The following is a 25907-nucleotide window of genomic DNA, read 5'->3' as shown; positions in this document are numbered from 1 at the left end:
CCATGTAATTTTATTCAAGAAGTTTAAATGCAATTTAACTAGTTTATAAATGGATATAGATATTGAAAATTTATTAAATGCCGAAAACTCGCATATTATTAAGCTTCAGGAAATTGTAAAAAAAACACTTGAAGACGAAGAGCTAATCAATCAAAACCTTTTAAATCCTCCAAAAGAAATTTTGACAAGAGGACAAAGTGTTTCAGATAAAGTAGCTAGATTTGGGGGAAGCTGGGCTTTTATAATTTCATTTTTTATCATTTTAACGATTTGGATTATTTACAACGTCACAGCAGTTAAAGGTGACGAGTTTGATCCTTATCCTTTCATTTTGATGAACTTGATTTTGTCTTGTATCGCTGCACTGCAAGCACCAATAATTATGATGAGTCAAAATAGACAAGAAGAAAAAGATCGTAAAAGAAGCGAAAACGATTATTTAATAAATCTAAAGGCAGAGTTAGAAATTAGATCGCTCGACCAAAAAGTGGATTTATTACTGCAAGAACAAATCAAAATTCTTTTTGAAAGTCAAGCAAAGCAAATGGAAATTCTAAAAAAAATCGAAGCGAAATTATAATCATAATTTTAATTCGTAAAAATAAAAGATCGATAATAAAAATATAAAAGTATGAGATTAGAGGATTTTGACAACGACGAAGAAAAAGTATTTCAGGATCGTTTGAAACAAAAAACATGGAATGAGATTCGTACCAACGACAGCTGGGCCATTTTTAAAATAATGGCAGAGTTCGTAAATGGATACGAAAATATGGGTAGAATTGGACCATGCGTGTCTATTTTTGGATCAGCACGAACCAAACCGGATACTAAATATTACCTACTAGCAGAGAAAATTGCTTTTAAAATTAGCAAAGCAGGTTATGGTGTGATTACTGGTGGTGGTCCTGGAATTATGGAAGCTGGAAATAAAGGAGCTCATTTGGGTGGCGGAATTTCTGTTGGCTTGAATATTGAATTGCCTTTTGAGCAGCATTTTAATCCATATATTGATCAAGATAAAAACTTGAATTTTGATTACTTTTTTGTTCGAAAAGTGATGTTTGTCAAGTACTCACAAGGTTTTGTGGTAATGCCAGGAGGTTTTGGAACGTTAGATGAAATGTTCGAAGCAATTACTTTAATTCAAACAAAAAAAATCGGAAAATTTCCAATAATTTTAGTTGGAAGTTCTTTTTGGTCTGGCCTAATGGATTGGATTAAAACGGTTATGATTGACACCGAACACAACGCAAGTCCAGAGGATATGGAATTGTTTAAAATTGTAGACACCGAAGATGAAGTGGTTGAAATACTTGATAAATTCTATAGAAAATACGATTTAAGTCCGAATTTCTAATTTAAAAAAAGCTGTCTAAAAGGACGGCTTTTTTACTTTAAAAGCAGTATTTTTAATTCGTCATCAAATATTGATTCTCATTGAAATTAAATCTAAAAATTGCTTTTGTTTTTCTCTCATTGCTAGTTTCTACAAAGCAATGGGCGCAACACCACTCTAAAATGTCACTATCGGTGAATTTAGAGTCCAAAACAATTCATGTATTACAAGATTTAACGTACTACAATGAAACTAACGATACCTTAACTCACATCGTTTTAAACGACTGGAACAATTCCTATTCAGATAAAAACACTCCGTTGGCCAAACGGTTTTCCGATGAGTTTTACCGGCCTTTTCATTTGGCAAACGACAAAGAAAGAGGTGCAACAATTATACTAGCAGCAACGGATAGTAATGCCGCAAATATCAATTTTGAAAGAGCAGATAAACATCCAGATGTATTGACTTTACAACTAGACGAGCCGTTATATCCCCATCAGAAAAAGATAATTCATTTGAGTTATATAGCAAAAATTCCGAGTGATCAATTTACTTCCTACGGCTACACCTCGATTGGCGGTATGTCGTTAAAAAATTGGTTCCTTACTCCTGCACGGTACGAAAACAAACAGTTTGTTGCATACAGCAATCTCAACTTAGACGATGCCGTAAATGCAAAATCAGATTATGAAGTTTCCGTTCGTGTACCAAATAATTGGCAATTAACTACCGATTTAAATACTGCAGATAAAGTTCAAGACTCTAATTTTTACACTCAAAATTTCGAAGGTAATAACCGTCTTGGTTTTAATTTATTTATCGAACGAAATACCTCCTTTTTAAATTTTACAAATACTACTTTCTCAGTGTTAACCAATATTAAAACTACTCAAGTTGGTGACATTCAAAAAGCAATTATTATTGATCAAGTTATGCAGTTTGCGCAAGAAAAATTAGGAAAATATCCTTTTGAAAATCTCACTGTTTCACAAGTTAATTATGATAGAAATCCGTTTTATGGTTTAAATCAATTGCCTTCTTTTTTAAGACCATTTACCAAAGAGTTTGTGTTCGAAATCACCTTCTTAAAAACATTTTTAAACAACTATCTTAAAACAACTATACAAGTTGACCAGCGAAAAGACAGTTGGATTGCAGATGGATTACAGATTTATCTGATAATGCAATATATCGAGCAATACCATCCTGATCAAAATATGATGGGTAAATTGTCACATTTAAAATTAACGAGGAGATATAAGTTATCTAAACTTAGTTTTAACGAACAGTTCAGTTACTATTACATGTTAATGGCACGAAAAAATTTAGATCAATCCTTAGGCACGCCAAAAAATAATTTAATAAAATTTAACGAACAAATTGCTAGCAAATATAGAGCAGGATTGAGTTTAGCCTATCTTAATGATTATTTAGCTGAAGGAGTTGTACCCAAAAGTGTCAAACAATTTTACAATTTAAATTTAAAAAAGCAAACTTCTGCCATTGATTTTGAAACGATTTTAAAGGATAACACGCCAAAAGATATCGACTGGTTTTTTACGACAATTATTGATTCGAGAGCTATAATCGATTATAAGTTTAGTGATTTACATCGCAATGAAACCAAAGACACAATACGTTTTAAAATAAAAAATAGAACAAATACTTTCGTACCTATTCCAGTTTATGGTATGAAAAAGAACGAAATATTATTTAAAAAATGGCTCGAACCCAACGCTGCCGATACTACTTATACCTTTGCCAGAAAGGGCGCTACCAAAATTGTTTTGAATTATGAGAATGAAGTTCCTGAATATAATTTGCGTAACAACTGGAAATCGTTGCGAGGTTTTAAACTGTCCAACCGACCAGTAAAGTTTACTTTTTTAAAGGATCTGGAAGATCCAAATTACATTCAGATTTTGTACGTTCCTACTATTGGTTACAATTATTATGACGGCTTTACTCCTGGCTTGCGGTTGAGCAATAAGACTATTTTAAACAAACCCATCACCTTCGACCTAAATCCTGCGTATTCCATCAAGGCACAAACCATTTCTGGATCAGGAAACTTAACTTTCAATCAAAATTACAGAAACAGTCGTTTGTACAATGCCAAATACTGGATAAGTGGCTCTTATTTTCATTATGTAGAAGATGCTACGTACTTAAAAATCAACCCTTCGATCATGCTTAGTATTCGAGAACGGGATTTGAGAGACAATCGCAAGCAGCATATTTTAGTGCGACAAACCATAGTAAAAAGGGAAGAAAGTGCATTACTTACCGACAATACAAATCAGAACTACTCGATTTTTAATGCACGCTATTACAATACTAAAACTGAAATTACAAACCATTTTAATTTTGTTCCAGAAATTCAGCTTTCACATAATTTTGGAAAATTAGCTACAGAAATAGAATATCGAAAATTATTTGAAAACAACCATCAACTTAATTTACGATTGTATGCTGGTACATTTTTATACAATCATACTAAAACCGATTACTTTAGCTTTGCTGTTGATCGACCGACCGACTATTTATTTGATTATGGTTATTACGGAAGATCTGAAAATTCGGGTCTTTTTAGTCAGCAATACATTATGGCAGAAGGTGGTTTTAAATCAAAACTTGAGACGCCTTACGCCAACCAATGGATTGGAACTATCAATGCCAGTTTTTCTATTTGGAATTGGATTGAAGCCTACAGTGACATTGGATTTATCAAAAACAAATACAAAAATCCTAAATTTATTTACGATAGTGGAATTCGATTAAATTTAGTTACTGATTATTTCGAACTCTATTTTCCTGTGTACTCTAATTTAGGCTGGGAGGTCTCTGAATCTCATTATAATGAAAAAATTAGATTCGTTGTTACGTTTTCACCAAAAACATTAACCAATCTATTTACTAGAAAATGGTTTTAAAAAAGCATCAACTCTTCTATAATTTTATACTTTAACAAGATAAAAAGATAAAAAAATAAATATAATGTATTTTTTACATCGAATTTGTAAAAATAAATAAGGATAATTAAATTTAATTTATTTGAATAAGTTAAAAAAATTCATTGTTTTTTGCTAAATTTGCATTTTAATAGAGATTCACTTCAATTATGATAAAAGAGAAAACCAATAGTACGCTAACTTTCGAAGATTTTAAGACTGAGGTTCTAAACGATTACATTTTAGCGATGACCAGTCGCGAATGCAGTTTGCTTGGGCGTAAAGAAGTTTTGACGGGAAAGGCAAAATTTGGAATTTTTGGTGATGGAAAAGAAGTCCCGCAATTGGCTTTGGCCAAAGCCTTTAAAAATGGCGATTTCCGTTCGGGTTATTATCGTGACCAGACTTTTATGATGGCTATTGGCCAATTGACTCCTGTTCAATTTTTTGCTGGTTTGTACGGAAATACAAATTTGGCCGAAGAACCAATGTCGGGTGGCCGACAAATGGGCGGACACTTTGTAACGCACAGTTTAAATGAAGATGGTTCTTGGAAGAATTTAATGGAACAAAAAAATTCTAGTGCCGATATTTCTCCGACCGCAGGCCAAATGCCTCGTTTGTTGGGGCTGGCACAAGCTTCTAAAATATACAGACACGTTGAAGGCGTTAAAAATAAAGATACTTTTTCTAAGAATGGAAACGAAGTAGCCTGGGGAACTATTGGTAATGCCAGTACATCTGAAGGACTATTTTTTGAAACCATAAATGCAGCAGGAGTTTTGCAAGTTCCTATGGTAATGAGCGTTTGGGATGATGAGTATGGTATTTCTGTTCACGCCAAACATCAAACAACTAAAGAAAGTATTTCTGAAATTTTAAAAGGATATCAGAAAGAAGAAGGAACGAATGGATATGAAATATTTGTAGTTAAGGGTTGGGATTATGCAGAACTGATTGCTACCTATGAAAAAGCAGGTACAATTGCTCGAGAAAATCATACTCCTGTTTTAATTCATGTTAAAGAACTTACGCAACCACAAGGACATTCAACTTCTGGCTCACACGAACGTTACAAAAGTACCGATCGTTTAGGTTGGGAAAAAGAATTTGACTGTATTCGTCAGATGCGTTTGTGGATGATCGCCATCAATATTGCTGCGCCAGAAGAGTTAGATGAAATTGACAATCGACTGAGAAAAGAGGTAATAGAATCTAAAAAATTGGCATGGAGTCAATTTATAGATCCAATTATTGAAGATCAAAAAGAATTAGTTGGTATTTTAGAACGCCTTGCAGACCAGAGTGTTAAAAAGGCAGAAATTTTAGAATATTCTAATAAATTAGCTGCTATAAAAGCACCGATTAAGAAAGAAATGCTAGTAGCAGCGCGCAAAATACATCGCTTTTTAATTAAGGAAACGAATAAAAAAGAGCTTTCTGATTGGATTGCTTCTTACATAAAAAAGACGCAAGGAACGTTTAGTAGTAATTTATTCTCAGAATCTGCATGGACGATTTCTTCGGTAGAAAAAGTACTTCCTGAATATAACACTGATAATAATTTAGTAGATGGTCGTATTATTATTCGCGATAATTTTGATGCTTTATTTACTAAATATCCTGAAGTTTTAATTTTTGGAGAAGATTCTGGAAACATTGGTGATGTAAACCAAGGTTTGGAGGGAATGCAAGAAAAATATGGGGAACTTAGAGTTGCTGATGTAGGTATTCGCGAAGCAACTATTTTAGGTCAAGGAATTGGAATGGCCTTAAGAGGGCTACGTCCAATTGCTGAAATTCAGTATTTAGATTATTTATTATACGCTATTCAAATCATGAGTGATGATTTAGCGACTTTGCAATATCGCACCGTTGGTAAACAAAAAGCGCCGTTAATTATAAGAACTCGTGGGCACCGATTAGAAGGGATTTGGCATTCGGGTTCTCCAATGGGAATGATTATCAATGCCATAAGAGGAATTCACGTTTTAGTACCAAGAAACATGACCCAGGCAGCAGGTTTTTATAATACTTTATTAGAATGTGATGAGCCTGCTTTAGTAATAGAATGTTTAAATGGGTACCGTTTGAAAGAAGTTGCTCCTACTAATTATGGAGAATTTAAAACTCCGATTGGAGTGGTAGAAACTTTAAGAGTAGGAAAAGACATTACTTTGGTTTCTTATGGTTCGACACTACGATTAGTAGAACAAGCTGCTGAAGAATTAATGGAAATTGGTATCACCTGTGAAGTGATTGATGTGCAGTCTTTATTGCCTTTTGATGTGAGTCATGATATTGTAAAAAGTATTGCGAAAACAAATCGCTTGTTGATTATTGACGAAGATGTTCCTGGTGGAGCTTCTGCTTATATTTTACAACAGATTATTGAAAACCAAGACGGGTACCATCATTTGGATAGTAAGCCACAAACATTGACGGCAAAAGCACATCGTCCAGCCTATGGAACAGATGGTGATTATTTCTCCAAACCATCGTCAGAAGATATTTATGAAAAAGTACATGCAATGATGCATGAAGTAAATCCTGATAAATATCCAAGTATTTATTAATAAAGATCAGAACATCTTATAAAAAAAGAGAGCGAATTCTATCTAGAATTCGCTCTCTTTTTTTATAAAATCAAATCTATCTATTTAAAGATTACACCGTATTTTGCTGCTTCTGCTTTTGCACCTGGAATTAATTTTTTCAAATTAGCAATACGAGTCGCATCTGAAGGGTGTGTACTCATAAATTCTGGTGGAGCACCTGCAGTATTAGATGCAGACATTCTTTGCCAAAATGCAATTGACTCCTCCGGATTGTATCCTGCAATTGCCATTAATGTCAAACCAATTTTGTCAGCTTCACTTTCATTACTACGATTAAAGGGTAACATTCCACCTACTTCAGTACCAATTCCATATGCTTGTGCAAAAATAGCTCTTGTACTTTCAGATTTTCCACTAGTTGCCGCATCCAAAACGCCACCACCTATTTGTTGCAATTGTGCCGCACTCATTCGTTGTTGACCGTGATTCGCAAGTGCGTGTGCTACCTCATGCCCCATAACTGTTGCCATTCCGGCATCGTCTTTACACACTGGCATAATTCCAGAATAGAAAGCAATTTTACCCCCTGGCATACACCAAGCGTTTATTTCTTTGCTATCAATCAACTTATATTCCCATTGGTATCCATTCAAATAGCCTTTGTATCCATTGGCATTCAACCATTTTTCTGAAGCTGCTTTAATCTTCATACCCACATTTTCAACACGCTTGGCATCTGTAGTTCCTGTAATCACTTTGTGCTCTGTCAAAAATTTATTATACTCCTGAAAAGAAGATGGGAAAATTTGACTGTCTGGCACTAATGCCAATGTACTTTTACCCGAAAACGGATTTGTTGCACAAGATACAATTAGAGCACCAGCTCCTATTGCTAAAAATTTTAGTGTATTTTTCATATATTAATTTTTATTGTTTTAATCGCTGCTGTGTACTTAATCTAAATTAGAAATAAAGCCTAAAACTTAAACTTCGGTTTGAACCTAGTCTTGATTTTAGTAAACAATTGCACACTTATTTAACTACATCACACCGATTATTGAAGTCAAAATTAATAATTATTCTCCGATAATATGAACTGAATTAAACTCTTTATTAACTATTAAAATATTTTCGAAGGTACTTGCATCAAAATTTGTAACCACATTATCTATTTCAATTGATTTAACTTTAAAAGGCAAACCAATTAAATTGATTCGATACTTCTCGTATGGTGTTTCAAATTTCCCCTCTTTATGCAACTGAATAATAAGATCATTGGATCTTCCTGTAGCTCGAAAAGATAAAAAACTGAAGCGGCCTTTGCGATGATCGTACCCATCGTGTGCATCTTCATATACTACCGATTTTTCTTTTCCTTCGAAATAATATAGATCTAAAGTTAATTCGTCAAAATCGATTTCACCTACATATTGTTGCACAGGATATTTTGGAATAATTGCCCCTGCTTTTACAAAAATAGGAATTTCATCTAGTTTGGTATCAATCCAAATTTCTTTACCGCCACTAACTACTTCATTGGTCCAATAGTTATACCAGGTACCACGCGGAACATACATGCGACGACCAACAGCATTAGGTTCTAAAATAGGACAAACGAGCATTTGATTTCCAAAGATAAATTCATCATTTCGATAATGTGTCTGAATATCGTCCTGATCATAATAAACTAAAGGTTTTAGCATTGGTATTCCTTCTTCAATGTACTGCCAAAACATAGTGTACAAATACGGTAATAATTGGTATCGTAAATTGACAAATTTTCGTGTAATAGCAATTACCTCATCGTCAAATGCCCAGGGTTCCTGGTTGCCGTGATCTCCCGAGGAATGCGTACGGCAAAAAGGATGAAAAACACCCAACTGAATCCAACGTGCGTATAATTCGCCAGTTGGTTGTTCGGCGAAACCACCAATGTCAGAACCTGTAAAACTCATTCCTGACAAACACAAGCGCTGCACCTGAATATTAGCAATCCACAAATGTTCCCAAGTCGCTACGTTATCTCCCGTCCATGACGAAGTATAGCGCTGCGCACCAGAGTAAGCAGAACGTGTTATAATAAAAGGACGCTTTGGATACGAGAACCTTTTTACACCGTGATATGTAGCTCGCGCCATTTGCGTACCGTAAATATTGTGTGCTTTGCGATGGCTGCAATGATTGCCATCATAACTGTGACGCACATCCATTGGAAATGTTTTATTGGGCACCTCCATAACGGCAGGCTCGTTCATGTCGTTCCACACCCCTTTTACACCAATATCCGAAATTAATTCTTTAAATAATCCCGCCCACCACTCGCGGACTTCTGGATTTGTATAATCAGGAAAGTTGCATTCACCAGGCCAAACTTTACCTTTCATATAAGGACCATCGGCTCTTTTACAGAAATAGTCTTTTTCCAAAGCTTCATTATATACCCAGTAATTTTCGTCTATTTTAATTCCCGGATCAATAATTACAACTGTTTTAAAACCATCTTCCGCTAGCTCTGCGACCATTTTTTTAGGATCTGGAAAATGCTCTTTATTCCATGTAAAACAACGAAACCCATCCATATAATCGATATCTAAATAAATAGCATCACACGGAATTTTAAGTTCTCTAAACTTTGCTGCAACTTCTTTTACTTTACTTTCAGGATAATAACTCCACTTGCATTGGTGGTAACCCAAAGCCCAAAGGGGTGGTAATTCTGGCTTTCCGGTTAAGTGGGTATAAGTGGTTACGACATCTTTTATTTCGGGACCGTAGATAAAATAATAATTCATTTCTCCTCCTTCTGCCCAAAAACTAGAGATGTTTCGGCGCTCGTGACAAAAATCAAAAAAAGTTCTAAAAGTATTATCAAAGAAAATTCCGTACGCTTGTTTATCGTGTAAACCAATATAAAAAGGAACTACTTTGTAAAGCGGCTCTTGGTCTTTTTGATAGGCATATTGATCGGTAGCAAAATTTTCCAATCGCTTGCCTTTCAAATTCATGTGTGTCGCTTTATCTCCTAAACCATAATAAGATTCGCCATCTTGTGACAACTTACTAGTCTTAACAATGTTTCCGCCAAACTCATAATTTTCTTCCCAATGAAAACCAAGTTCGTCTTGAAGAATCACTTTATCATTTAAATCATATATTACAAATCGAAGATCTACTTTTTGTATTTGACATTTTACTTTACTGGTCAATATTTCGTAATATTCTAGCTCTTCCGTTACCGTCAAATGGTTGTAACCGTGAGTTTGTGTATCATCAATTGCATACGAAAAATCATTGCTAAAATATCCTTTAGTAGTAAATCTAAACCGAAGTAAACTATCTCTTAAAACGGTTACTTTTAAAATTACTTTATTATCAGTATGAAAAGAAACCGAGTCCACTTCATATTTAAAAGAAGTTATTTTTGAAGGAAATAAATCTCCTTTATATTCTAATTCTGTATTTGTAATCATCTTAACATCTTTTAAATTAAACTTGCTTGTGGTCTTCCAAACTTACGAAAAAGCAAGCATAACATTAGTAAAATCAATATAAATCGACGAAAACGATGTATATACTAAATTTTTAATATTTTACTTAATTATAATCGGACAACACTAAGAATTTGTGTGATTTCGAAGAAATAATGCGGAATTACGTCCGCATTATTTTTACTGTTTTGCTTTTAAAACAATGATACTCAAAGGTGGTAAAGTAACTGCAACCGAAAAATTCCGATCATGGTATGGAATAGAATCTGGATTTATTGTAGATGCATTTTGAATATTGCTTCCTCCATAGATTTCTAAATCGGTGTTGAAAATTTCTTTTAATTGAAGCTCTTTACTAACTCCAATTCTGTAGTCGTATCGAACCACTTCGGTAAAATTACAGATGATAATTAAGCTATCATCTAAATTATTTCCATGACGCATAAACGAAAGTACTGCATTGTCATGATCACCGTAATTAATCCATTCAAAACCTCCCGCTTCAAATTGCTTTTCGTATAAAGCTGGTTGCTTTTTATATAAAGAATTTAAATCCATAATTGCTTTCTGAATTCCTTTATGGTATCCATTTTCCAATACATGCCAGTCTAAACTTTGTTCAAAATTCCATTCGTTACTTTGGGCAAACTCGTCTCCCATAAACAATAACTTGGCTCCGGGATGTGCAAACATATAACCATACAGCAAACGCAGATTGGCAAATTTTTGCCACTCGTCACCTGGCATCCTGTTCAAGATCGATTTTTTACCATACACAACCTCATCGTGTGATAAGGGAAGCATAAAATTTTCGGAAAACACATATTGCATCGAAAAAGTCAAATCATCTTGATGATACTTTCGGTATACGGTTTCTTTTTGAAAATAATTTAAAGTGTCGTGCATCCAACCCATCATCCATTTCATTCCAAAACCCAAACCACCCGAAAATGTTGGATGAGAAACCATTGGATACGAAGTACTTTCTTCGGCAATAGTTTGAACTCCTTCAAAATTAGCGTACACCGCTTCATTAAATTCTTTTAAAAAACTAATGGTGTCTAAATTCTCTCTTCCTCCATAAATATTGGGTTCCCACTCTCCTTCGTTTCTAGAATAATCCAAATACAACATTGAGGCAACCGCATCTACTCTCAATCCATCAATATGATAATGCTGCAACCAAAACAACGCATTACTAATTAGAAAGGAACGAACTTCATTTCGTCCATAATTAAAAATTAAACTTTTCCAATCCGGATGATAGCCTTTGCGTTTATCTGGGTGCTCGTATAAATTAGAACCATCAAAAAAGCCTAAACCGTGCGGATCTTCAGGAAAATGAGATGGAACCCAGTCTAAGATTACTCCAATTCCTGCTTGATGCAGCTTATCTACCAAAAACATAAAACCTTGCGGTTGTCCGAAACGAGAAGTTGGTGCAAAATATCCAACAAGTTGATAGCCCCACGAGGGATCATAAGGAAACTCCATCACTGGCATAAACTCTACGTGAGTGAAGCCCATTTTGGAAACATAAGCAACTAAATCTTCTGCAAACTCAATATAAGTCAAAAATCGATTTTCAGAACCATGCCTCTTCCATGAACCCAGATGAACTTCATAAACAGAATAAGGCTTGTCCAAATCATTGTGCAATTTTCTGTTGTGCATCCAGTTTGAATCATTCCATTGATTTTCTAAACTCCAAACAATCGATGCCGTTTGCGATGGTTTTTGACAAAAAAAAGCAAAAGGATCTGCTTTTTCGGTCTGCAAGCCTGCAGTAGATTCAATACTAAATTTATAAAGTGATCCTTTATTTACATTTGGAATAAAACCTTCCCAAATACCCGAAGAATCCCAACGAACATTCAATTTATGTTTATCTGACGTCCAATAATTAAAATCACCTATCACCGAAACCGATTTTGCAGAAGGTGCCCAAACGGAAAAATAAACGCCCTCTTGACCATCAACCTCAACTAGGTGCGCACCTAATTTTTCGTACAGTCGATAGTGTTTTCCTGCTTTGAATAATTGGATATCAAAATCACTAAAAAGAGAATAAGTGCTAACTTTGTTCATAAGAGGTTTTTAAGAAAATCGTTTTACAACGTTCCGATTGTTTATTCAATTTTAAAATTATCTGGTAGCAATACTCCTTTTTTAACCACTACGATTCCGTCTTTAATGCTGTATAAATCTGTTGTAGCATCTTGTAAATGCTTACCTCCGTTGATGTACACATTATTTCCGATACGAACATCTTTGTCTATCAGTGCGTTTTTTATCATACAATTAGAGCCAATGCCGACCAACGGAATATTTTGAGCATTATCGCTATTGATTTCCTCAATGTCTTGGTAAAAATCGTTACCCATTACATAGCAGTTTTCGATAATCGTTCCTTCTCCTATTCGAGCTCTAATGCCTATTATAGACTTCTTAATTTCGCGAGCATTGATAATACTTCCATCAGAAATTAAAGATTGACTGATTAAAGAATTTCTAAATTTAGAAGGCGGCAGTAAACGCGGACGAGTAAAAATTTTATTGTCGTTGTCAAACAAATTGAATTGCGGTATATCATCGGTTAAACCAATGTTTGCTTCAAAGAAAGAATCAATATTTCCAATATCGGTCCAATACCCTTCATATTGATAGCTCAGAATTTTATGTTTATCAACAGCTTGCGGAATAATTTCTTTACCAAAATCCTTGGTTCCTTGATCGGCCATTATTTCTTGCAATAATTGTCGATTGAAAATATAAATTCCCATCGAAGCCAAGTATTTTTTACCTTGCGAAAACATTTCTGTACTTACCTCCGACTCCCATTCTGGCAAAAGCGAAGCAGCTGGTTTTTCGATAAAAGCTTCAATAATATTCTCACTGTTTGTTTTTAAAATTCCAAATTCGGGAGCATCTTTAGCATTTACCGGCAAAGTCGCAATAGAAATATCAGCATCATTAGCAATATGTGCTTCTAACATTTCGTTAAAATCCATTTGATACAATTGATCTCCCGATAAAATCAGTGCATGGTCGAAATCATGTTTTACAAAATGCGACATGCATTGCCTAACTGCATCGGCAGTACCTTGAAACCAAGTCGGATTGTCGGGCGTTTGTTCGGCTGCCAGAATATCTACAAATGATTCGCTAAACATGCTAAAGTTAAAGGTATTCTTGATATGTGCATTAAGCGAAGCTGAATTGAACTGCGTTAGCACAAATATCTTATAAATATTAGAGTTCAGGCAATTGGAAATGGGAATATCTACCAAACGGTATTTTCCACCAATGGGAACCGCGGGTTTCGAACGTGTTTCTGTAAGCGGAAACAAACGAGATCCTTGTCCGCCTCCTAATATAATCGCGATAACTTTTTTCTTCTTAGTTTTCATTTTCTAAAATTGTTTGGTATGTTTTTATATATTCTTCGCAAACGCGCTCCCACGAATGGTCGGTTTGCATTCCCTTTATTCTTATTTTTTCAAAATCAGTTGTACGGTTGTACAGTTTAATTGCTCTATCTATGGAATGACAAATATCTGTAACCGAAGCTTGCTCATGGCATATTCCATTACCGTTATCGCCAAAATCTGTAATTGTATCCTTTAGTCCGCCAGTTCTTCTCACAATTGGTACCGCACCGTATCGTAATGAATACATTTGATTCAATCCGCAAGGTTCTACTCGAGACGGCATAATTAAAAAATCAGAACTAGCATACACCAAATGCGCCAAATTCTCATCGTACCCGATAAATGTATTGTAATTACCAGCGTAAGGAGTTACCAAATCTTTAAGTTGTTGTTCGATGTCTTTTCGTCCAGAACCTAAAATTAATATGTTTAATTCTCGATTATTCTCTTTCATTGCCAAAGCAATAACTTGTGGGAGTAAATCGCCACCTTTCTCCTCAAACAACCTTCCTATAAAACTAAATAACGGTTTTGTTTTGTCGAGATTAAATCTTTCGCAAAGTGCGTCTTTATTTGCTTGCTTCCCTTTTATGAAAGAAGTTGAATCGTAATTTTTGGCAATCATAGTATCCGTCGCTGGATTCCATAGTTCTGTATCAATTCCGTTTAAGATTCCTTTTGATTTGCTTTGGACTGATCGAAATAGCGACTCTAGACCGTTAGCATACTTGTTTATTTCATCTAAATACGAAGGAGAAACGGTCGTAACTGCATTGGCACATTTAACCGCGACTGCCAAAGAGTTTATGCAATTATCCCATTCTAAAACATTCTCATAAACACTATCAAATTGCGGAATGTAATGCATTTTATTTAATGCAAATTGCCCTTGATACAAACCGTTGTGTATCGTAATGACAGAGGCAATCTTTCTTAATTTTTTATATTTAAAAGAAAAGTGCATCATAAACGGAATAAGACCCGAATGATGATCGTGACAATTGATTACCGTTGGCAGCTCCTTTAAAGTAATTAACCAATCTAGCGCAGCGATTTGAAAGCTTAAAAACCGTTCGGTATCATCGTCATATCCATAAATTGTATTACGATGAAACAACTCATCAATTTGTAATAGATACAAATCGTATCCTAACTTTCCTGTAGTTTCTTTAACGACAGAAAACGGGTACTTTAAATCTCCTAATACTACCGTGCTTGTATAAACTTCGGTAAAGCTATTTTCTTGGATAATAGAAGTTGCATAGGCTGGTAAGATAACCGACGCTTGATGTCCCGCTTTTTGCTGGTATTTTGGTAATGCTCCAACAACATCGGCCAAGCCGCCAACTTTTGCCATCGGATAACATTCGGCACTAATATGTATTATTTTCATGGGTAATTAAGATTGAACACACAACCAATTATAATAAAATGTAAAAAAATGTATTGTGTTTGCTAATTGTACTACTTTTATGTTTCCTAAAATTAGGAAAAAAATACCACAAATTATTCGTCAAAAAAATATTATTAAAATGCCAAAAAAAGCACTCAATCCTAAGCAATCTTTAAAAATTCCGCAAGCTATTTTACTAACGAGCAAATTTTTATCGAATGTATCTCCTAAATTGATGACGAAATTTGCTGCGAAATTATTTACATCTCCCATAAAACATAAAATTCCGAAACGAGAACTGCAAATGGATGCCCAAAGTGTTCAAACAAAATTTAAGGTTCCTTCGATTCAAAAAGAAATCAATGTCTATCAATACGGTAAAAGTGACAAAAAAATATTGCTTATGCACGGTTGGTCAGGTCGCGGTACACAATTATTTAAAATTGCTGATGCGCTATGCAAAAAGGGATATGAAACAATAAGTTTCGATGCTCCAGCGCACGGAAAATCTCCAGGAAATGCAACTATGATGCTCGACTTTATTGCTTCTATCTTAGCGCTAGAGAAAAATTTTGGCCCGTTTGAGGCCGCAATTGGCCATTCGTTAGGTGGAATGTCTGTTGCCAATGCAATTAGTGCTGGTCTACAAGTTAAAAGTGCTGTACTCATCGGAAGTGGTGACATCGTTCAAGATATTTTAGATGATTTTGTTGCAAAATTAAAAATCGATCCTATTTACAGTAGTAAACTTTGTACCTATTTTGAAAGTAGATTACATGACAAAATGGACGATTATTCAGCATATCGTGCGGCACAAAAAATCGAAATTCCAGTTTTAGTCATACACGATACAGATGATCCCGAGGTTTCGGTAAAAGCCGGTAAAAATATCTATAAGAATCTAAAAAACGGAAAATTATTAATTACCAATGGTTTAGGACATCGCAAAATTTTGGGTGACGAAGCGGTAATAACTTCTACTTTAGAATTTATCGAAAATAATAACTAACTTTATTTTAGTTAAATTAAAACTACAATTATGAAATACAATATAGAAAAGTCAGATCAAGAATGGAAAGAGCAACTCGGTGATGATCGCTTTCACGTTCTGCGTCAGAAAGGAACGGAAAGACCACATACTGGACAATATAATCTTCATTATGAAAATGGAACCTACGCTTGTGGCGCTTGCGGAGAAGCTTTATTCGAAAGTAAAGCTAAATTTGATGCACATTGTGGTTGGCCATCTTTTGATGAATCTATTCCTGGCAAAGTTGAATATTTAACTGATGTAACGTACGGAATGAAACGTACCGAAATAGTTTGTGCCAATTGCGGCAGTCATTTAGGTCACGTTTTTGACGATGGACCAAGTGAAACGGGACAACGATATTGTGTGAATTCTTTATCGATTGATTTTAAAGAATAAAAATGAATTTATTTGACGAGACTATAGATTGGGAAACCAAATTACAACCTATTTTACAAAAGTATAAGGGACGAAAACACCCTTTAGAGTACCAAAACACCTATCAAATGTTGGTTATGGTAGTTCTATCAGCACAAGATTCTGATGCGAACATTAATAAAATTGCACCTGAACTATTTGCCGCTTTTCCGAATATGGAAAGTCTTTCTGTTTCTAGCGTAGAAGCAATTATTCCGCATATTGCTACGGTTCGTAATTTTGGAAATAAGGCGAAGTGGTTGCTTGACACCGCACAAACCATTGAGAAAGATGATGCAATTCCGATGAATTTAAATGATTTGGTGAAATTAAAAGGAATTGGTAGAAAATCGGCAAATGTTATTCTGCACGAATCGCATAAACCTGCTGAAGGAATAATTGCAGATTTACATGTAATTCGAGTAGCACCTAGAATCGGAATTATTCCTGAAACTAAAGATGGAGTAAAAGCGGAAAAATTATTAATGGAAGCTCTTCCAAAATCAATTTGGAATACCATAGGTATGGCAATTTCTTTTTTAGGAAGAGAAACTTGTCGACCTAAACCAAAATGCGAAGAATGTCTGCTTAAAAAAGAGTGTTTGTATTATCAAACGCATCAACTGTAGTTCATGCGTTTGATAATAAAAGCTTTTAGACACTGTTTAAAAGCATAAATTAATCTACTTTTCTAAACACTACTTCTGCACCCGAAGCATTAGACAACGTCAATCTATTATTTTCTATTTTATAGGTTGTGGTGCTTTGTAGCAATTGCAGAAACTTCGATTCTTGATTGTTAGGCAAACACATCTTTAGTGTCGAGAGCACATCTGTAAAGCGTAGTACTTTATTTTCAGAGAAAACAGAACCGTTTATGTTGTTACAACCCGCGTAGCCCATAAAAGTATTTTCGACCGAATTAATTTCGATATATGGTTTTTGTAGCTCAAAATTTTCACTCGTAACTTTATCTCCATTTAACGACTCCAATGACCAAATATCATGCAAACGATAATCGGTCGAGTAAGCGCCACATCCTTCCAAAATTTGAAACGATAACGCATCATTTCTTTTTATTTCCGCTTTAACTGTATAAGGCGAAACTTTGTCAGCCATAGAATCGGAGCATTTTCCTTGAATAATGGTAATATTTAATGTAGTCTGATTATTTTTTAGACGGTACGTTTTTACATTGGCATCCATTGCCATAATTGGATCTGAGTATTCAAACGCTACATCTTCGAAATCAGGAATCAATGATTTAAAAATAATTTTATCACGCCCCATTTCAATATTCCAGAAAGGTTCATTTCCACTTGCTTTAAAAAAGCTTGAATAAGCAGCATCATTGTTGGTATTCATAACTGTTTCTTTACTAGATTCTGCATCCTTACTTATCTTCGTCGATTTGCAACTCAGCATAACTAAAGGAAAAATTAATGCATATAAAACTGTTTTCATAAGAGTATACGTTTAGAATTAAGAACAAACAGTTGACAATAGTAATGCCACGATTTCGATGCTTTTACAAATTTACTATAAATGAGTAAAATGATTTTAGACCATACGAACTTTACAACGCATAAGCATCGAAACCTCAATAGTTAAACTTTAAAAGATTGTTATAGTTTCTTTAAAAAAAAAAATGATAAACGTACGTACAAATTCACTTTCGTGACGGCAGATTAAAACGAGATACGTTAAAATATATTATCTTATATTTGAAGCTATAACTACTTCTGATGATACATACACTTTTTTTAAAAGCTTCTGAATATATTGACGCAGCAAATGCACAAGATCCTAATTATGAAATTGTTGACGAAAAAAAACATCCAAAAGAATTAGTATACTCAGACCGCATGTATGCTCGTTTAATGCAGTTTGCACCGCAAGCTTCCGAAGAAGTTCAAATTGCATCTAAAGCGCAACACATTTGTAGATGGAAAATTGAACGTAAATTGTATCCAATGGATCGTGTGGGATATTTAAAATGGCGCGAAGAATTAAAAAAATTCCACGCTACGACTGCAGCCCAAATATTAAGCAAAGTTGGTTACCCTGAAGATTTCATTAACCGTGTTTGTTTTTTAATAGAAAAAAAATCACTTAAAAAAGATCTTGAAACACAGCTGTTAGAAGATGTAATTTGTTTGGTGTTTTTAGAATTTTATCTTGAAGATTTTGCGGTTAAACATGATGATGAAAAAATGAAAAACATCATTATCAAAACTTGGGCAAAAATGTCTAAAAATGGTCATGATGCGGCCTTAAAAATTAGTTATAGTAAAGAAAATTTAGACTTAATAAAAAGCGCACTACTCACTATATAAAAGTAAATAGCATTTTTTTAATGCTTTTACGTTTTGAACTGATTCGCGTTGTATTAGAATGCTTATAAATCTCTAAACTTAAAGTCAGATCGATTTTATAAGAAAAAAATAGAAGTCCTTTATGCGATTTAAGTAATAACAATTCCGATCCAATGCAAAACAAGCATTACTACCACTGTTATTCCAAAACTACATAGAGTAAGAATACGCCAATACGTAGATCTTCCGCTACCAAATCTCCAAATTCGCTCACCAACTTCTCTCCTATTTGCTTTTAAAGTAAACTTAGACAACAAGTAGGTTGAAATGATATATATAACAATTGAAATTATCCAAAATTTTACCATAATCTATATTTTTAAAGACAGTATTAAAATGTATAGCTCCCCAAATTAACGTTTAAATAACAAATGTCTTTTACATCCGATTTGGCAATTGATCCAGCTCATCGACCGAAATGACATTGATTCCCTGATTTTCTGTAGATTCATCAAAAGTTATTATTTGATGTGGTACTGTAGTAATAAAGTTTTTTAATTTTAATTCATTCTTTGCAATCGCTTGCTGTAGCAAAGGAGCTATTTTTTTAGAATATATTCCGATTAACGGAAGCATTCTACTTTTAGATGACAAAATTGTAATCTCCGCCGCTTCATCATGCTTATCAATCAATTCCATTAGTAATTCGGTAGAAATTAGTGGAATGTCTAAACTTAAAATTAAATTATATTTGGTATTACTGTATTGTAAAGCGGTAAAAATACTGCCTAATGTTCCTTTTTCTTTTTCAGGATCAATTATTTTTTTATACTTCAAATAATCATATTCAGTATCATTTGTAACCAATATAATATTAGAAGAAATGGGCAAAACTATATCTATGATGCGCTCAATAAAAGGTTTTCCTTGAAATAATACCAAGCCTTTTTCGCAGCACAATCTTGTGTTTTTAGTACCACACAAAATAAAAATAGTTACTTCTTTCATCACATTAATTTTATAATTATCTAATAATTAGTTCAGATGTCCCGTTACCAATTACTGCATTATCGCGTAATTTAAAGTTTTGAAATCTTAAGAACTTTAAATTTACGAAAAATAAAAAGTATAAATCACTTATAATAAGGACAATATAATAATTTATGTAAACAAAAAAAGGCCGTCTATTACAGACGACCTTTTTAAAAAATACTTTTAAATCACTAAGAACGGAATGCTTCTAACGATTTTTCTATGATCTCCAAGCATTCGTGGATTTGCGCTTCTGTAATTACCAAAGGCGGCGCCAAACGAATTTTATTTCCATGTGTTGGTTTAGCTAGCAAGCCATTATCTCTAAATTTCAGACAAATGTCCCAAGCTAAATCAGAATCTTCATTACAGTCAATTACAATTGCATTTAATAAACCTTTACCACGAACCAACGTAATTAATGAATTTTTAGCTGCAATATCATTCAAACCTTTTCTTAAAATGATTCCCAAACGTTCTGCGTTCTCCGCTAAATTCTCGTCTTTTACCACCTCAAGAGCGGCAATAGCAACTGCTGCTGCGACCGGGTTTCCTCCAAAAGTAGAACCGTGCTGTCCTGGTTTAATCACGTTCATAATTGAGTCATTTGCCAAAACTGCAGAAATAGGATACACTCCTCCAGAAATTGCTTTTCCAAGAATTAAAATGTCTGGTTGCACGTTTTCATGGTGCACTGCCAATAATTTACCGGTACGAGCGATCCCAGTTTGCACTTCATCTGCAATAAACAAAACATTGTGCGCGGCACATAACTCTTTTGCTTTTGCCAAATATCCGTCAGAAGGAACATAAACGCCCGCTTCACCTTGAATTGGCTCAACTAGAAAACCAGCAATATTTTTTGATGCTTTTAACGCTTTTTCTAACGCTTCTAAATTATCGTATTCAATTTTGATAAAACCTGCAGTATAAGGACCGAAATTTTTACGCGCGCCTTCATCGTTTGAAAAAGAAATAATTGTAGTCGTTCTTCCGTGAAAGTTGTTTTCACAAACGATAATTTCAGCGGCGTGTTCCGCAATTCCTTTTACTTCATACGCCCATTTTCTACATAATTTAATTGCTGTTTCAACTGCTTCTGCACCAGTATTCATTGGCAAAACCTTATCAAAACCAAAATATTTAGTTACAAATTCTTCATAAATTCCCAATTGGTCATTATAAAATGCACGCGAAGTCAATGTTAACGTCTGCGCTTGTTTTAGCATTGCATCGATAATTTTTGGATGACAATGCCCTTGATTTACTGCTGAGTAGGCTGATAGAAAATCGTAATATTTTTTTCCATCAACATCCCAAACATATACGCCTTCTCCTTTATTAAGGACAACAGGCAACGGGTGGTAATTGTGTGCACCGTATTTATTTTCTTTTGTAATTAATGCTTCCGATTGTATTGAAAGTGTTTCTTGAATCTCTGACATAATTTTTTCTTTTAATCTTTTGAACAAAAATATAAAATGTTTTCAATTTAACCTTGTATTTAACTATTTTTGACTAAAATATAAACTTTTTAAGTCAATTTATATTCAATAAATAAAAAATTAAGTCAATTTATAAAGTTAGAAATGGAAATTTTAGACGAATTTGATAGCAAAATTATTGCCGAGTTAGAGAAAGATGGTAGAATGGCCTATTCTGCTATTGCATCTCAATTAAAAATATCGAACACCATGGTTCATCAACGCATAAATCGTTTGATGGAGCAAGGAATAATTACAGGAATTAGACCAATTATAAATGAAAAAAAAATCGGGTATGATTGGGCTTCTTTTACAGGGATAAGCTTAAACAGAGACTCTGATTCAAATCGTATTATCGAAGAATTAAAGAAAATTCCAGAAATTACCGAATGCTATTATGTCACTGGTTCGTTTACTCTTTACGTCAAATTAATTGCGAAAAATCACGAGCACATGCGTACTATTCTTTATGAAAAAATTGACAGCATTGTCGGAATTTCAAAAACGGACTCTATTATTGAGCTAGGCTGCGCGTTTAAAAGAAACATTAGCACTGAATAATTCTTTAAAAAGAAGTTTCTTTGGTTTTTTTACTGATATTTGTTGTAAACATAACATCATGAAAAAATTAACTAATCTTTTTTTACTAATGATTATAGCATCGCATACGATGTTCGCGCAATTAAAATCGATTGCTTATCAAGATAAAGAACAAAAATTAAACGGCGTGCTTGCACTCCCTGCAACTAAAAAAACTTCAAGTCCTGGAATTTTAATTCTTCCTGCATGGAAAGGAATCGATAATCCATCCAAAAATACAGCTACTGAATTGGCTACATTGGGATATACTGTTTTTATTGCAGATATATATGGAGAAGGAAATCTGCCAAAGAACAATACAGAAGCAGGCAAAATTTCAAGCTATTACAAATCACATTTTGTAGAATACCAGAAACGAATTCAGCTGGCTTTAGAGCAACTTATAAAAAATGGAGCCACCGAAGATAATATAGTAGTAATTGGTTACTGCTTTGGTGGAACTGGCGCCCTAGAAGCTGCTCGCGGACATTTAGATGTTCAAGGTGCTGTTTCTTTTCATGGTGGCTTGCGCAATTCTAGTATGCGTATGAACCAAACTTCGCTATCAGCAAAAATAATAGTGTACAACGGTGCCGATGATAAAAGTGTAACCAACGACGATATTTTAAATTTCGAAAAAGAAATGCGTGCTGGAAATGCAGATTGGCAATTTATTAACTACGGAAATGCAGTTCATTCGTTTACCAATCCAGAGGCTGGAAATGATAATAGCACTGGAAATGCATATAACGAAAAAGCGGCTAAACGCTCCTTTGAACATTTAAAATCCTTCTTAAAAGAAGTTTTAAAATAAACGATCACCAAACTCTATTGGAATAAATCCCAAACAATCACTTAAAAATAAACTAAAATTTTATGAGAAAATTTGTTTTACTTTTTTTAATTGGCTCCTTGTATTCTTGCAATGGCACCAAACCACTTACCGAAGTTGATAATTCTGATCCAACAAAATATCAAAAAACAATAACAGCAGCCAATCTAAAGAAACACCTTTATATAGTAGCTTCTGATGAAATGGAAGGCAGAGAAACTGGATCTGAAGGGCAGAAAAAAGCGGGTCGTTACATGATTGAACAATATCAAAAAAATAATGTTCCGTTTCCAAAAGGAGCAGCCAATTATTACCAAGCTATTCCTGCCGCGTACTTAAATGCGAAGCGAAACGAAGGTTTGCAAGATTCTGAAAACATTTGGGCGTACATTGAAGGTTCTGAAAAACCAGAAGAAATTTTAGTAATTTCGGCACATTATGATCATGTAGGCATGAAAGATGGCGATGTATATAATGGCGCTGACGACGATGGTTCTGGGACTGTTGCTTTAATGGAAATGGCTAAAGCCTTTGCTCAAGCGAAGAAAGACGGTCACGGACCGAAACGTTCGATTTTATTTTTGCACGTTACGGGTGAAGAACACGGCTTACACGGTTCTCGTTTCTATTCTGAAAATCCGTTGTTTCCGTTGGCTAACACTATAGCCGATATTAATATTGATATGATTGGTCGTCGCGATGTAGAGCACGCCAATACCAACAATTATGTATATGTAATTGGTGCTGATCGCTTATCAACCGATTTGCATAAAGCAGTAGTTGGTCAGAATGAAAAATATGTAAAATTAGATTTAGACTTCAAATTTAATGAACCAAACGACCCTAATCATTTTTACGAACGTTCTGATCATTATAATTTTGCTAAAAAAGGTATTCCAGCTGTTTTCTTTTTCAACGGAGTCCATGCGGACTACCACCAGAAAACAGACACAGCAGATAAAATTGAATACGATGCTTTGGAAAAAAGAACACAATTAGCATTTGTTTTAGCTTGGGATTTAGCCAATAGAGAAAACAGACCTGTTGTTGATAAACCACTTAAATAAAGGGTTTGAAATGGCAAAGACAAAAGCCTTTTATAATTAAATGACAGCATAAAAAAAGGATGAGCTAAAACTCATCCTTTTTTTGTATCTAACTTTAAAACTTCAATCTGGTATTTAGAGGAATTATTCTCCTTTCAACGTATCACCTTTGAAGCTCTCAAGTTCTTAATTTTTGCGACTCTAAACCTAGTCATTCATAGAAATCAAAAACTCTTCGTTGTTTCTTGTTTTCTTAAATCTATCGTTTATAAAACTCATGGCCTCCACCGGATTCATATCTGATAAATATTTACGCATAATCCACATGCGTTGCAGTGTTTTTTCGTCTAGTAATAAATCGTCTCTACGTGTACTTGAAGAGGTTAAATCAATGGCTGGAAAAATACGTTTGTTCGCAATCTTACGATCCAACTGCAATTCCATATTACCAGTTCCTTTAAATTCCTCAAAAATAACTTCGTCCATTTTAGAACCAGTCTCGGTTAATGCAGTAGCGATGATACTTAATGAACCACCATTCTCAACATTACGAGCAGCTCCAAAGAAACGTTTTGGTTTTTGCAAGGCATTGGCATCTACTCCACCGCTCAATACTTTTCCAGAGGCAGGTTGTACCGTATTATAAGCTCTAGCCAAACGTGTAATAGAGTCTAATAAAATGACGACATCGTGCCCACATTCTACCAAACGTTTTGCTTTTTCTAAAACAATATTAGCAATTTTTACGTGTTCTTGCGGCTCTCTGTCAAAAGTAGATGCAATAACTTCTCCACGCACACTACGCTGCATATCGGTAACCTCTTCAGGTCTTTCGTCAATTAATAAAACGATCAAATATACTTCTGGGTGATTGGCTGCAATGGCATTTGCAATGTCTTTTAATAACATTGTTTTACCTGTTTTAGGCTGGGCAACAATCATACCGCGCTGTCCTTTACCTAATGGTGAGAACAAATCGATAATACGCGTTGAAATTGTGCTTTGCTTTTCAGCTAATTTAAATTTCTCGGAAGGAAAAATGGGTGTTAAATGCTCAAATGAAACACGATCGCGAACTACTTGCGGATCATGACCATTAATTTTAAGCACACGCACTAATGGAAAAAACTTTTCTCCTTCTTTTGGAGGACGTACTACACCTTTTACCGTATCACCTGTTTTTAAACCAAACAATCTAATTTGCGAAGTTGATAAATAAATATCATCAGGTGAAGCTAAATAATTGTAATCAGACGAACGTAAAAATCCATAACCATCGGGCATCATTTCAAGAACACCTTCACTTTCAATTATTCCGTCAAATTCAAAATCTGAATCTCTAAAATTGACATTCTTTTTACCTTTATGATTCGGATTGCTATTACCGTTTCCACTTTGATTGCCATTTCCATTCTGGTTTCCGCTTCCGTTTCCATTCTGGTTTTGGTTTGCGTTTTGCTTATTTAGCTGATTGGGATTTGGCTTTTTAGCTTGAACTGGAGCTTCTGCTTTTTCAATAGTAGCTTCCTTTTCCTCAGTTTCGGTTGTCGTTTCGACTTCTTTAACTGCTTCCTTTTCTTTTTGCAAGGCTACTTTCTTTTCGTAGGCAGACTTACTAAATTTTATAATTTTCTTTTCTTTTTTGTCTACTGCAACCGTTTCTTCTGGGTTAGAAACCGGAACTGCTTCTTCTGTAACTGGATTCTCTTGCTCTTTTAATTCAACAGATTTTGTTTTTTTATCAGGCATGATTCTAACGCGTTTTGCTTTAGAATCCGTATCATCTGACGGAATTGGCTTTGCAGCTGCAATTGAAGAACTTTCTTGATTCGCCAAAATTTGACTAATAAGAGTCTCTTTTTTTACTCCGTTAAACTTAATTGTTTTAGCCAATTTAGCTATTTCTTGAAGCTCGACGAGCTTCATTTCTTTTAATGCAGAAATATCAAACATGAATATTCTTTGAATTTAATTAATTTTAGGAAATACTGTAGAGAATGCCAGTAGGT

The 25907-nt window shown here is 34.4% G+C and carries 21 protein-coding genes; 11 read left to right on the top strand and 10 right to left on the bottom strand.

Annotation, left to right across the window (positions count from 1 at the left end; all coding sequences use genetic code 11):
• The first annotated feature begins 49 nt into the window (after positions 1-49).
• From ACRASX_RS11445 to ACRASX_RS11430, 4 genes are all read left to right on the top strand, one after another.
• On the top strand, positions 50-580 hold the full coding sequence (locus ACRASX_RS11445) for a DUF1003 domain-containing protein (RefSeq protein WP_432221316.1): 531 nt from the start codon (positions 50-52) through the stop codon (positions 578-580).
• A gap of 51 nt (positions 581-631) precedes the next feature.
• On the top strand, positions 632-1360 hold the full coding sequence (locus tag ACRASX_RS11440; protein ID WP_066308201.1) for a TIGR00730 family Rossman fold protein: 729 nt from the start codon (positions 632-634) through the stop codon (positions 1358-1360).
• A 161-nt stretch (positions 1361-1521) separates the two neighbouring features.
• Positions 1522-4275 (top strand): aminopeptidase, encoded by a 2754-nt coding sequence (locus ACRASX_RS11435; RefSeq protein ID WP_432223087.1) that lies wholly within the window; start codon positions 1522-1524, stop codon positions 4273-4275.
• 188 nt (positions 4276-4463) lie between these two features.
• Complete coding sequence (locus ACRASX_RS11430) at positions 4464-6869, top strand: alpha-ketoacid dehydrogenase subunit alpha/beta (RefSeq protein WP_066308204.1); 2406 nt, start codon at positions 4464-4466, stop codon at positions 6867-6869.
• 80 nt (positions 6870-6949) lie between these two features.
• Here ACRASX_RS11430 and ACRASX_RS11425 read toward each other — a convergent pair whose 3' ends face one another.
• From ACRASX_RS11425 to ACRASX_RS11405, 5 genes are all read right to left on the bottom strand, one after another.
• Positions 6950-7768 (bottom strand): M48 family metallopeptidase, encoded by an 819-nt coding sequence (locus tag ACRASX_RS11425; protein ID WP_066308205.1) that lies wholly within the window; start codon positions 7766-7768, stop codon positions 6950-6952.
• A 159-nt stretch (positions 7769-7927) separates the two neighbouring features.
• Entirely contained in the window at positions 7928-10321 is a 2394-nt protein-coding gene (locus tag ACRASX_RS11420) for a glycoside hydrolase family 31 protein (RefSeq protein WP_066308208.1), read from the bottom strand.
• Between the two features lie 198 nt (positions 10322-10519).
• Positions 10520-12427, bottom strand: coding sequence for a 1,4-alpha-glucan branching protein GlgB (gene glgB, locus ACRASX_RS11415; RefSeq protein WP_432221315.1), 1908 nt, complete (start codon positions 12425-12427; stop codon positions 10520-10522).
• 41 nt (positions 12428-12468) lie between these two features.
• On the bottom strand, positions 12469-13749 hold the full coding sequence (locus tag ACRASX_RS11410; RefSeq protein ID WP_432221314.1) for a glucose-1-phosphate adenylyltransferase: 1281 nt from the start codon (positions 13747-13749) through the stop codon (positions 12469-12471).
• Positions 13739-15163: a glycogen synthase gene (locus tag ACRASX_RS11405; protein ID WP_432221313.1), complete on the bottom strand. Its 1425-nt coding sequence runs from the start codon at positions 15161-15163 to the stop codon at positions 13739-13741. The genes ACRASX_RS11410 and ACRASX_RS11405 overlap by 11 nt, the downstream gene beginning before the upstream one ends.
• A gap of 139 nt (positions 15164-15302) precedes the next feature.
• On the opposite strand from ACRASX_RS11405, the gene ACRASX_RS11400 reads away from it, so the two are divergent.
• The 3 genes from ACRASX_RS11400 to ACRASX_RS11390 are packed head-to-tail and all read left to right on the top strand — an operon-like array spanning position 15303 to position 17239.
• The gene (locus ACRASX_RS11400) at positions 15303-16172 is read left to right on the top strand and encodes an alpha/beta hydrolase (protein ID WP_432221312.1); all 870 of its coding nucleotides are present in this window, start codon (positions 15303-15305) and stop codon (positions 16170-16172) included.
• A gap of 30 nt (positions 16173-16202) precedes the next feature.
• Positions 16203-16592, top strand: a complete 390-nt coding sequence (gene msrB / locus ACRASX_RS11395; protein WP_066308217.1) for a peptide-methionine (R)-S-oxide reductase MsrB — start codon at positions 16203-16205, stop codon at positions 16590-16592.
• A 2-nt stretch (positions 16593-16594) separates the two neighbouring features.
• Positions 16595-17239 (top strand): endonuclease III domain-containing protein, encoded by a 645-nt coding sequence (locus ACRASX_RS11390; RefSeq protein ID WP_432221311.1) that lies wholly within the window; start codon positions 16595-16597, stop codon positions 17237-17239.
• Positions 17240-17288: 49 nt separating this feature from the next.
• On the opposite strand, the gene ACRASX_RS11385 is transcribed toward ACRASX_RS11390, so the two are convergent.
• Positions 17289-18074 (bottom strand): META domain-containing protein, encoded by a 786-nt coding sequence (locus tag ACRASX_RS11385; RefSeq protein WP_432221310.1) that lies wholly within the window; start codon positions 18072-18074, stop codon positions 17289-17291.
• A gap of 284 nt (positions 18075-18358) precedes the next feature.
• On the opposite strand from ACRASX_RS11385, the gene ACRASX_RS11380 reads away from it, so the two are divergent.
• Positions 18359-18946 carry a DUF4202 domain-containing protein gene (locus ACRASX_RS11380; protein ID WP_432223086.1) on the top strand — a complete coding sequence of 196 codons (588 nt, stop codon included), beginning with the start codon at positions 18359-18361 and terminating at the stop codon, positions 18944-18946.
• Between the two features lie 128 nt (positions 18947-19074).
• On the opposite strand, the gene ACRASX_RS11375 is transcribed toward ACRASX_RS11380, so the two are convergent.
• The 3 genes from ACRASX_RS11375 to rocD form a co-directional block, all read right to left on the bottom strand.
• Positions 19075-19293 (bottom strand): hypothetical protein, encoded by a 219-nt coding sequence (locus ACRASX_RS11375; RefSeq protein ID WP_066308225.1) that lies wholly within the window; start codon positions 19291-19293, stop codon positions 19075-19077.
• 70 nt (positions 19294-19363) lie between these two features.
• Positions 19364-19933, bottom strand: coding sequence for a molybdenum cofactor guanylyltransferase (locus ACRASX_RS11370; RefSeq protein ID WP_066308228.1), 570 nt, complete (start codon positions 19931-19933; stop codon positions 19364-19366).
• 215 nt (positions 19934-20148) lie between these two features.
• Positions 20149-21402, bottom strand: a complete 1254-nt coding sequence (rocD, locus tag ACRASX_RS11365) for an ornithine--oxo-acid transaminase (RefSeq protein WP_432221309.1) — start codon at positions 21400-21402, stop codon at positions 20149-20151.
• Between the two features lie 144 nt (positions 21403-21546).
• Here rocD and ACRASX_RS11360 point away from each other — a divergent pair, with 144 nt between their 5' ends.
• The 3 genes from ACRASX_RS11360 (at position 21547) to ACRASX_RS11350 (ending at position 23919) form a co-directional block, all read left to right on the top strand.
• Positions 21547-22002, top strand: a complete 456-nt coding sequence (locus tag ACRASX_RS11360; RefSeq protein WP_066308237.1) for an Lrp/AsnC family transcriptional regulator — start codon at positions 21547-21549, stop codon at positions 22000-22002.
• Positions 22003-22060: 58 nt separating this feature from the next.
• A complete protein-coding gene (locus ACRASX_RS11355) occupies positions 22061-22834 on the top strand; it encodes a dienelactone hydrolase family protein (protein ID WP_432221307.1) in 774 nt (257 codons plus the stop codon).
• Between the two features lie 62 nt (positions 22835-22896).
• Positions 22897-23919: a M28 family peptidase gene (locus ACRASX_RS11350; protein ID WP_432221306.1), complete on the top strand. Its 1023-nt coding sequence runs from the start codon at positions 22897-22899 to the stop codon at positions 23917-23919.
• Positions 23920-24105: 186 nt separating this feature from the next.
• Here ACRASX_RS11350 and rho read toward each other — a convergent pair whose 3' ends face one another.
• The gene (gene rho / locus ACRASX_RS11345) at positions 24106-25851 is read right to left on the bottom strand and encodes a transcription termination factor Rho (protein WP_432221305.1); all 1746 of its coding nucleotides are present in this window, start codon (positions 25849-25851) and stop codon (positions 24106-24108) included.
• Positions 25852-25907: the final 56 nt, after the last annotated feature.

This window comes from Flavobacterium sp. TMP13 (assembly GCF_050847115.1).
Lineage (GTDB): Bacteria > Bacteroidota > Bacteroidia > Flavobacteriales > Flavobacteriaceae > Flavobacterium.
This window is presented reverse-complemented; position numbering and strand designations above follow the sequence as displayed.

What these genes read in the sequence shown, in the direction of transcription:
- msrB (WP_066308217.1), top strand. Translation starts at nt 16,203, where the DNA reads ATGAAATACAATATAGAAAAGTCAGATCAAGAATGGAAAGAGCAACTC.
- ACRASX_RS11400 (WP_432221312.1), top strand. Translation starts at nt 15,303, where the DNA reads ATGCCAAAAAAAGCACTCAATCCTAAGCAATCTTTAAAAATTCCGCAA.
- ACRASX_RS11425 (WP_066308205.1), bottom strand. Translation starts at nt 7,768, where the DNA reads ATGAAAAATACACTAAAATTTTTAGCAATAGGAGCTGGTGCTCTAATT.
- rocD (WP_432221309.1), bottom strand. Translation starts at nt 21,402, where the DNA reads ATGTCAGAGATTCAAGAAACACTTTCAATACAATCGGAAGCATTAATT.
- ACRASX_RS11405 (WP_432221313.1), bottom strand. Translation starts at nt 15,163, where the DNA reads ATGAAAATAATACATATTAGTGCCGAATGTTATCCGATGGCAAAAGTT.
- ACRASX_RS11435 (WP_432223087.1), top strand. Translation starts at nt 1,522, where the DNA reads ATGTCACTATCGGTGAATTTAGAGTCCAAAACAATTCATGTATTACAA.
- ACRASX_RS11385 (WP_432221310.1), bottom strand. Translation starts at nt 18,074, where the DNA reads ATGAAAACAGTTTTATATGCATTAATTTTTCCTTTAGTTATGCTGAGT.
- ACRASX_RS11360 (WP_066308237.1), top strand. Translation starts at nt 21,547, where the DNA reads ATGGAAATTTTAGACGAATTTGATAGCAAAATTATTGCCGAGTTAGAG.
- ACRASX_RS11430 (WP_066308204.1), top strand. Translation starts at nt 4,464, where the DNA reads ATGATAAAAGAGAAAACCAATAGTACGCTAACTTTCGAAGATTTTAAG.
- rho (WP_432221305.1), bottom strand. Translation starts at nt 25,851, where the DNA reads ATGTTTGATATTTCTGCATTAAAAGAAATGAAGCTCGTCGAGCTTCAA.
- ACRASX_RS11375 (WP_066308225.1), bottom strand. Translation starts at nt 19,293, where the DNA reads ATGGTAAAATTTTGGATAATTTCAATTGTTATATATATCATTTCAACC.
- ACRASX_RS11445 (WP_432221316.1), top strand. Translation starts at nt 50, where the DNA reads ATGGATATAGATATTGAAAATTTATTAAATGCCGAAAACTCGCATATT.
- ACRASX_RS11410 (WP_432221314.1), bottom strand. Translation starts at nt 13,749, where the DNA reads ATGAAAACTAAGAAGAAAAAAGTTATCGCGATTATATTAGGAGGCGGA.
- glgB (WP_432221315.1), bottom strand. Translation starts at nt 12,427, where the DNA reads ATGAACAAAGTTAGCACTTATTCTCTTTTTAGTGATTTTGATATCCAA.
- ACRASX_RS11440 (WP_066308201.1), top strand. Translation starts at nt 632, where the DNA reads ATGAGATTAGAGGATTTTGACAACGACGAAGAAAAAGTATTTCAGGAT.
- ACRASX_RS11390 (WP_432221311.1), top strand. Translation starts at nt 16,595, where the DNA reads ATGAATTTATTTGACGAGACTATAGATTGGGAAACCAAATTACAACCT.
- ACRASX_RS11420 (WP_066308208.1), bottom strand. Translation starts at nt 10,321, where the DNA reads ATGATTACAAATACAGAATTAGAATATAAAGGAGATTTATTTCCTTCA.
- ACRASX_RS11355 (WP_432221307.1), top strand. Translation starts at nt 22,061, where the DNA reads ATGAAAAAATTAACTAATCTTTTTTTACTAATGATTATAGCATCGCAT.
- ACRASX_RS11370 (WP_066308228.1), bottom strand. Translation starts at nt 19,933, where the DNA reads ATGAAAGAAGTAACTATTTTTATTTTGTGTGGTACTAAAAACACAAGA.
- ACRASX_RS11350 (WP_432221306.1), top strand. Translation starts at nt 22,897, where the DNA reads ATGAGAAAATTTGTTTTACTTTTTTTAATTGGCTCCTTGTATTCTTGC.